We start from the raw sequence: 8,113 nt of genomic DNA on the forward strand, positions 1-8,113 counted from the left end.
GAAGTCGTTCAGGAAGATCGCAGCGGCTTCGGCGGCGTAGTAGGCGGGGGCTTCGAAATGTGCTTCCAAGATCGAATCTTGGAACTCTTGTCCCGACGTGATCCCGTCGAGCCGCTGGTTGAACTCATCCAGGTCCGGCAGGTTGCGCAGCACTTCGTCCACGTCGATCGTGAATTCCAACCGATCGCCCGCGCTGAAGCCATTGAAGTTGAGCTTCAGGACTTGTCCACCGTCTTCCACCGTCGCGGTGACTTCGGCGGGAGTGCCATCGAGGGTTTCGATTTTTTGCACCGTGAAGGGGTGCGCGCCGTTCTTACCTCGGCCGCCAATTTCCGTGTCAAAGATCGGATCGCCGACCGAGATCCCGTCACCATCTTTGTCGGTGCGGATGATCAGTTCGGTCAGTTCAGTGCCGGGGGCTCCGCCGGTGAACGAGAGCAGGAACCGGTCCCCTTTGGAATCGCTGCCGACGTCTTGATCGGATTCCAAGTAGTCTGTTTCGAGATAGACCAATCCCACATGGATCGGATCCGCCACCATCAAACGACGATTCTCCAGCGACTCGATGCGCATCTTCCGCCCGGTCGAAGCAGAAGTGTTGGGTGTGAGCAATCGTTCGAGACGTTTCCAGATCACGTTTGGTACCTCCTTGTACCGCACATTGATTTCAGTTGAACGCGAGGGAGTTCAGGTTCGTTGAAGGAATGGAAGGATGAGATTCGGTCGAGGGATCAGCGAGGCGTGGGTTCGCTGGTCGGCGTCGACCCGTCGTTGCCGAGTGCAATCTTGCTGTCAGCGATCGCGTTCTGGTTCAAATCCCAGCGTCGCAGAGTCGCATCAAAACCGCCGGAGAACACCATGCCATCGACGGCAGCGAGCGTTGCCACGGAGCCCACATGGCCTCGCAATTGCCCGGACACAAACAGGGATCGGCCGTCGTCGGCCAAGTCCACCAAGTGAATCACATCGTCACTGCCGGCCGCGGCAATGCGGTGATTGTCGACGATTGCCAACGAGAACAATCGTCCTGAGGTGATCTTTTGCTGCGACAGGACTTCATGGGTTCGCGTGTCCCAACGCATGATCACGCCGTCTTCGTCGACACTCACGAGAACGTCCGAATCCGGCATGAACGCCAAATCCCTGACACGACGTTGATGCAGGTCTTGATCAGCCACCATTTTACCTGTGTTAGGATTAAACAAGTGCACATGTCCATCGCGACCCGCAATCGCCAACGCGGTGCCATCGGGACGGTAAACGCAGCAACGCAGGTCGTTGCAATCGCACATCAGACGCTCGTTGTTGGTCACTTGGCTAGAGATCAAGAAGACTTCTTTATCAAACCCGACCGCCACCATTTGGTGACCGGATGGCGAGAAGTTGACACACGCCAATGCGGGCGCGGAACCAATTTCCTGCAACACCTAAAAATCTTCGTTGCGATCCCAGATGATCAGGCGACCGTCGTTGCCCGCAGAAGCCAGCCGGCTGCCGGTGGCGTCGAACGCGAGCGTGCGAATCATGTCGCTGTGCCCAATCGGCGACGTTGCGGAGCGATGCCCATCGCCCAAAGTTCGTACGACTTGCAGTGTTTCCTGGCGAAGCAACCGGATCACGTGGTCATCCCCCGCGACGGCCAGCCATTCACCGCGAGGGTCGACAGCGAGCGCTGTCACCACCACCTGTTTCACGCGGTCATCGACCGGCGGCAGACGAATGACGCGAGCAGCAGGCAAATCATTGGCGGTGATCAACTGAGTTGGTTCGCCCACCAGTTGGACGCCGTTGGCGGCCGAAGGTGGCTGCGCCAACGCATTCCAGGCTGGTGAAACCATGGATGCGGTTGCCAGAGCGACTAAAAGTTGACGCCGATTGATTGTGTCTCTCATCTCGTATGCCCCCGCATGACGAACCAGGGTGAAGCGACGCGTTCCTTGCGTACGCACTCCAATCGGAAGGATCGGCATGATCCGTCCATGTCGTGAACCGAAATCTTCACGCAGCGCGTTTCGATTTCGGAATCAAACGGGGGGAGATGCTGTCAACGGCGTTTTCACTCGATTGGGTCGAGTGCGGTTTGCCCACCGGTCATCCTCAAATAAGCCACCGCCAGCGGCAGACTCGCAATCGGAGCCGTCAACGCTTGCCCGACATAAAACAGCAAGGCACCGATGGTTGACAATAAAAAGTAAAACGTGACCACCTTCAAACTCACTCTTCGATGCACCCAGGAGAGCGAAAAACTTTCCCGCAAGCTTTCTGTGAACGAAGCTCGGCGATCTGCGATCAAGAACACGGTGGGCCAGAGAAGCCACTGCAACGTGAAAATCAGCACGAAGTAAACGCAGCCCACGGAAAACGTGCCCACCAGCGTTGCTGTTTCACGCGGAAACGGCAGCACCAACATGAACGCGATCATGGCGATCACTCCCAGCACCAACAGCATCGCCATCACCACCGCAACGAACAACATGAACAAACTCATGTGAAACAGCACGCTCACGGGAACCGAGAGGCTTCCCCGAGACGGTGTTTCGTTGGCTCCAGGAGCATACTGGATCGTCTCTCGATTGTGGCAACGACCGTAACGACTCACCGCCAACGTCATCCGTGCAATGACAGAAGTGGTGTAGGGGGTGGTCAGATTGGCGATCCCAGCGACCAAAATGGATGCGAGCAAAAATGTCAGCAATTGAGCTGCGTCTTGTTGAGCGAGTGACCAAAGACCGCTCAGTTTTTGACAGGGCCAAACGACCAACAAGAACCAAATCAGCGTCGTCAAACACGAGACGCCTAACAGGACTTTCCAGTTGCTTCGGAACAGTTGAAACGCGTCGAACAGAACGCTTTCGATCGACGCTTCGGTGGGGTTCAGCAGCGCGACGGCTCGTTGACGGTTGGCAAACGAATGCGGGTCCGCGGGCGGTTTGCCCTCGAACTGCGAGAAGTCGATCGCGTGCGAGCAAGCCGTGCAAACGCCGCTCATTGGCACCTCATCGATTGAGTCGCTGCGGGGAACAATCGGGAATTCGATCAACGCCACACAATTCGGGCAGGTCACGCGAAAGGCTTGGTGGCTCATCAGGAAATCTCGGCACTCACGCGTTGGATTCGTCGGGTTGGGCCGCTTTGTCGCGTGCGGAATCGTCGCCTGTCGATTCGCTGGTATCCGAGACAGAAGGCTCGACAGAGGCTTCATCGGATTCGGTCAACCAAGGGTTGTTCCAGTCACCGAATTGCGTCATGTAATCGGCGCAGGCTTGGCAGGTTTCGCTTTCCTTTTCGATCCAATCACGTGTTTCCTGAACGATTTCAATCTCTCGTTCCAATTCCAGTTTGCCTGTCAGAACCATGCAACGCAGAAACACGAAGTACGTGTCCAACACATCGCAGCGGCAATAGTCGCTGATCTCTTTCAAACCCCCTGAGTCATATGACGCTTGGACTTGATCGCCGCTGAGTCCCATTTTGCCGGGTTTGGCTAATGTTTGGGCGGCCAAGTTGAGGCCCCCATTGAAGCGAGCGGCGCCGAAATTGGTTAGCAGTTCTTGCAGATCCAAATGAGCGTGGGTGCTGAAGCGGTTTCGCCGTGACTTGTATCCGCTGTCGTCGAACCACTTGGGAATCGAAATCCCATATCGAAACGCTGACAGTTCCATGATGGGAATGTCAAACGACCGCCCATTGAACGTCACCCACTGGGGCATGTTGTACATCTCCCAGCCTTGCCAGAAGTATTTGGTGATGACGTGTGGCCGGAACTCGGGTTCATCGAGCGATTTGATGTCCACCAAACGAAAATCGGAGGTCACCTTGGCGACCACCACCGCGATGGGAATCTGAAAGGTGTGAGGGATAAAGGTCGAGCCAGTCTGCTCCAAACGCTCCTCCTGATATTTCGCGATTGCTTCCTCAGGCGACAAGTCCTCACCCGAGTAACGGACGCGGGAGATGAGATCGCCGTCCGCGATACTTTCGACGTCAAAGATCAGGTGCGAGACTGCGTCACTCATGGTGCTTCCTTTTCAACGTTTGTCCGAGACGAAGTGGGCCGAGATTGCCACCGGGTCGGGACCATTTGACCGATCCGAACAAACTACCACAGACGCATCGACACTGGGTGAACTGCCCTGCACGGAATGAATGGTGCTGCGGACAGGAGAGAACTGAACCGCCAGTTCAAAGCACCAGGAACGTGAAACCGGCGATCACAGCGGCCTCCGCCAGCACACCTTTTGCGAGTTCATGACGGGTGGCGTCGGTGTGCAGAGGTTCGACTGGGCAGGAGTAACGCTGGCAAGTCTTGCAATCGCCGACTGAGTTGACGCATTGGCAATGCGGTTCGCTGGCCATTCGGTAGGGCCAAACGGCAGCGTTGGACAGGAACCAAAACGTTGAGACTGCATTGGTGAGGCAACCGTGTCCCTTGCCACAACGTTCCAGATTGCGTTCTTCGAAGTGCAAAGGTTGATGAAAGAAACAAACCGGGTAGCGATCGTAAGTCGGGATGTCGTGCCAATCGCTCTGAATCACGTGGGATGCCATCGGAGCCAGCAGCTCTGCGGCATGATTCTCGGGGAGCGGGCCTGGTTCATCCGCTCGCACCACGTGAATTTCGCGAACCGGTTTTTCGAGAGCCGCGAATCGTGATTGAAGTCGTTCGGCCGCCCGTTGATCGAGGATAGTTGTGTTGACGCTCGCCGTGGCTGGCTGATCCGTGATTTGATGAGAGACCGGCTGTGCGGAGAACGCGCGGGTTGGCTCCGATTTCAGCATCGTGCGAAACGAATCCGTTTGCTGCGCGTGCTGTGTTTCGGAACTGGTGCACCAACAACCCACCAGGCAACTCATCAGGAGCAACGCCCAACGTCCGCCGGGACCCAGCCAGCCGGGACCACAATTTTTGCTGGCGAACGATGACGTCGATCGAGATCGATCCGAGAGTGCTTGGATGAAGTTCATGTCGTCGCTTCAATTTGCGTCCCCTTAGCGAAGGGAACTCACACCGGTTCCTCATGGTCTCAATCGGCGGAACCCAATTCTTTCCCCATTTCGAACGCAACAATCCGTAAATCAGTAGGAATCGTTGCAATCGGAATACCTTAACGCGAGCTTTGCAGCGGAATCCTCGACCAGAACCAGTTCTTGCGTGGGGACGAGTCTTTTCAATGTTCCTGAAGCAAGCACGGATTAGAATATTTTTTCGTTGAAATTGCCGCGACACACGTTCACCAAAGCCCTCGGATTCATGCGATCTTCCCAGCCCAAATTGGCCCCCGATTGGAAGCCGATGGCGTCGCGAATTTGGTCGTGTTCGTGGGCGAAATGGCTGCGTCTGGATGCCTGCGGAAAGGGGGGGGCGGCGAGGTTCGTCCCCAGCATTCGTCCGTTGGAAAAACGGTTGGTTCTCAATGCCACCGCGGAGCTGACCGCGGTGGGCGATCTGCTGGTCCAAGGAGATGCGGGGTTTGACACAATCGAATCGTCGATCACGCCGACCGGCGAACTTCAATTCACCGATTCGGCGACTGGCGTCATTCCGATCACGATTGGCCAAGACGCGTTCGGCAATCCCATTCAGGTGGATTCGATCGGAGTGGATGCGATCGACGGCGGCCGCCTGCGAGTGAACTTAGGCGGCGGCAACGATTCGTTGCACCTGCGTCTTCCCGACGGTTTGGACGCGACGATTCGCGGCGGGCTGGGCAATGACACAGTGGAGGTTGAAGTGCTCTCGCCGTCGGCGATCGGGAACGACGTGGAAGTTTCGGGAGAAATGATCTCGGTCAGCGGCAATGAGAAAACGTCGTTTGCTTTGCTGCCTGAGTTAGGAACCTCCTCGGTCAACATCACCGAACTGACCACCCAAAATGTCGGCCGAGTTGATTTGGGAGGGGCACCCATCACTGTTCACGACCGAGTTCAGTTGATCGGACTGCAAGATGATTTGGTTTTGGAGTCATCTTTGACAACACCCGTTTTGGAGGTGACCGGCCAAGGTGCTGTGCGTCAGTTGTCAATGAGCACGTTGATGGTCGATGACTTGGACGTCACTTCCGATGCAGGCGTGACGCTGAATCAAACCAGCAACGAAATTTCAAACGTTTGGATTCAAACCAGCGACTCCGATGTGCAATTGGTCAGCCAGTCCGATTTGCTGGTGGAACAGATCAGCGCCGGCGAAGCACGAGTCGAGGTGTTCGCGAATTCAATCAACGATTCGGCGGATGACAACCTGGCGGACTTCATCGCCGATGAACTGTTGCTCGAAGCGAACGATGGCATTGGCAACACGCAAGAACTGGAATTGCAATCCGTGACGCAGTTGGACGTCGATGCAGGCGACGGCAATGTGGACTTGGTTTGGCTGGCGGTGGATGAACCCGTCGTGGCACGCATCGAATTCGGTAGCGGTGACTTTCGATTGGAACAATCTGGCGGGCTGGATCTGACACTGGAAAGCGTGGTGGTTGATCAAGGTTCCATCTGGGTTCGCAACGATGGCAACGTCATCATCAACGACGTCGTGGCTGGTGACGGGTACGTCGATGTGCACGCCGAGGGCGATTTGATTTTGGTCGATGACGATTCAGTGGACGATGGGCCGGATCGCAAGCTGGACCCGGAGGTGGTTGCACTTGGAACGGATGGCCGAGTGCGTTTGGCATCTGACCAGCGGATTGTCGCGTCGGACAACGTTCAGATCCAAGCGGCATCGATCGAAGCGGGCGCGGTGACCTTGTCCGCACCCACGATTGAACTGGGGCAGCAATTTGAAATCAACACCGGAGACGGAGTCGGAATCGCACGGCAGTTCACTCCGCGTCCGGAACTCGATCCGGAAGACCTGGTGCCGCCCAATCCTGATTTGCCGCCACGTCCGGCCGCCCCACCCGTCGCGCCGGAACCAGGCGAATTGACGGAAGCTTTCTATCAACATGATTCCATTCGCACGAACATTCTGTCTCAGTTCGACGTCAACGATGCCGAGGGGATTCTGTCGGTCAATCTTGGCACGGAAGGCGAGAATGGTTTGACACTGATCATCGACTGGGGAGCCGAGACGGATCGCTTTCAACGTGTTGAGAATCTACCAGGCTCGTTTCAAACGGCCAGCGTCAGTCACGTGTACATGGAAGATGACATTCTGAACTCAACGCTGAACGGCCGCGGAAGTGCGACCGATCCGCTGAATGTTTTATTCGCGGTGGAACATCATGAGTCGATCGTGTTGCTCGGCGAGTCGATCACCCAGCCCAACACGGACGGAGTTTCCGTTTCAATGGATGTTCCTGGCAACGTGATCTCATCAACGGACAATCCGCTGACGCAAACCACGGCGGGGCCGGTTTTGGAATCCGGAGCGGCGTTCTTTGTCATTCCTCGTGTGAACGTGCCGCTGGCGTTCTTGCCCATCCGAGATGTGATTCCAGATCCGGTTGATCCGGTGACGCCCGTCGTGACGACGACCACCACAACCTTGACAAGCGTGACGTTCGAAACCTCCGAAGCGTCATCCAGTCCCGCGTCGATTCGCGAAGAGTTCTTTCAACTTCGGGCTCTCTCGCCGGATCCCGATGCAGAGGACTTGATCGAGCCTGTGCGATTGCCCGAGCGGACGCTGGAAAGTGAATCGTTGAATCGACTCTTTGCGAACCGCTCTGATGCAAATTGACGAAGCCATTGCGGCAGGTGTGGATGCGGGGCGTTTGGCCGAGCAGATGCACGGCAGATTTGACCGATGGAAAGGCCCTGGAAGTTCGTGGTCAGGTGGGTGACTACCGGTTGGTGATTCTCAACTTCGATGAATCAGGGTTCGAGCTGGAAACACCGGCATCCAGTTCCGCCTCAGAGTCGAGCACGCAAGCAGCAGGGGAACCTTTGGCGTCTGCCGTGACAGTTGCCGACGCGACAGTGCCCGGGAGTGAGCTCGGAACCACGAGAATTCAGAGCAGCGTGGAACCGGTCGAAGAGATGATCGCCGAAGTCGAGCGCGTCAAACGCGGCCAGTCGTCCGCCCCGGCCTCGACCCCGGTCAAAGCGCCATGAGCCACCACAGCATCGCCTCTCCGGTTGCCACACCTGGGCCAAGATTGAGCATCTACAGGCT

At 56.5% G+C, this 8,113-nt stretch carries 7 protein-coding genes and 1 pseudogene; 2 read left to right on the forward strand and 6 right to left on the reverse strand.

Going from position 1 to position 8,113, the window contains the following annotated elements:
* The 6 genes and pseudogenes from ACF8AM_RS24060 to ACF8AM_RS24085 all read right to left on the reverse strand — a co-directional run.
* Positions 1 to 633, reverse strand: a pseudogene (locus tag ACF8AM_RS24060) (hypothetical protein); the annotation flags it as partial.
* A 98-nt stretch (positions 634 to 731) separates the two neighbouring features.
* Complete coding sequence (locus ACF8AM_RS24065; RefSeq protein ID WP_392558090.1) at positions 732 to 1,427, reverse strand: WD40 repeat domain-containing protein; 696 nt, start codon at positions 1,425 to 1,427, stop codon at positions 732 to 734.
* Positions 1,428 to 1,949: a WD40 repeat domain-containing protein gene (locus tag ACF8AM_RS24070; protein WP_392558091.1), complete on the reverse strand. Its 522-nt coding sequence runs from the start codon at positions 1,947 to 1,949 to the stop codon at positions 1,428 to 1,430. It abuts the gene before it with no gap.
* A 107-nt stretch (positions 1,950 to 2,056) separates the two neighbouring features.
* Positions 2,057 to 3,085, reverse strand: coding sequence for a hypothetical protein (locus ACF8AM_RS24075; protein ID WP_392558092.1), 1,029 nt, complete (start codon positions 3,083 to 3,085; stop codon positions 2,057 to 2,059).
* A 16-nt stretch (positions 3,086 to 3,101) separates the two neighbouring features.
* A complete protein-coding gene (locus ACF8AM_RS24080; RefSeq protein ID WP_392558093.1) occupies positions 3,102 to 4,016 on the reverse strand; it encodes a 3'-5' exonuclease in 915 nt (304 codons plus the stop codon).
* Between the two features lie 166 nt (positions 4,017 to 4,182).
* Complete coding sequence (locus tag ACF8AM_RS24085) at positions 4,183 to 4,965, reverse strand: hypothetical protein (RefSeq protein ID WP_392558094.1); 783 nt, start codon at positions 4,963 to 4,965, stop codon at positions 4,183 to 4,185.
* A gap of 244 nt (positions 4,966 to 5,209) precedes the next feature.
* Between ACF8AM_RS24085 and ACF8AM_RS24090 the strand changes: the two genes are divergently transcribed.
* Entirely contained in the window at positions 5,210 to 7,678 is a 2,469-nt protein-coding gene (locus ACF8AM_RS24090) for a hypothetical protein (RefSeq protein ID WP_392558095.1), read from the forward strand.
* Positions 7,679 to 7,737: 59 nt separating this feature from the next.
* Positions 7,738 to 8,052, forward strand: a complete 315-nt coding sequence (locus ACF8AM_RS24095) for a hypothetical protein (protein ID WP_392558096.1) — start codon at positions 7,738 to 7,740, stop codon at positions 8,050 to 8,052.
* Positions 8,053 to 8,113: the final 61 nt, after the last annotated feature.

Source organism: Rhodopirellula sp. JB055 (genome assembly GCF_043100905.1).
Classification (GTDB): domain Bacteria; phylum Planctomycetota; class Planctomycetia; order Pirellulales; family Pirellulaceae; genus Rhodopirellula.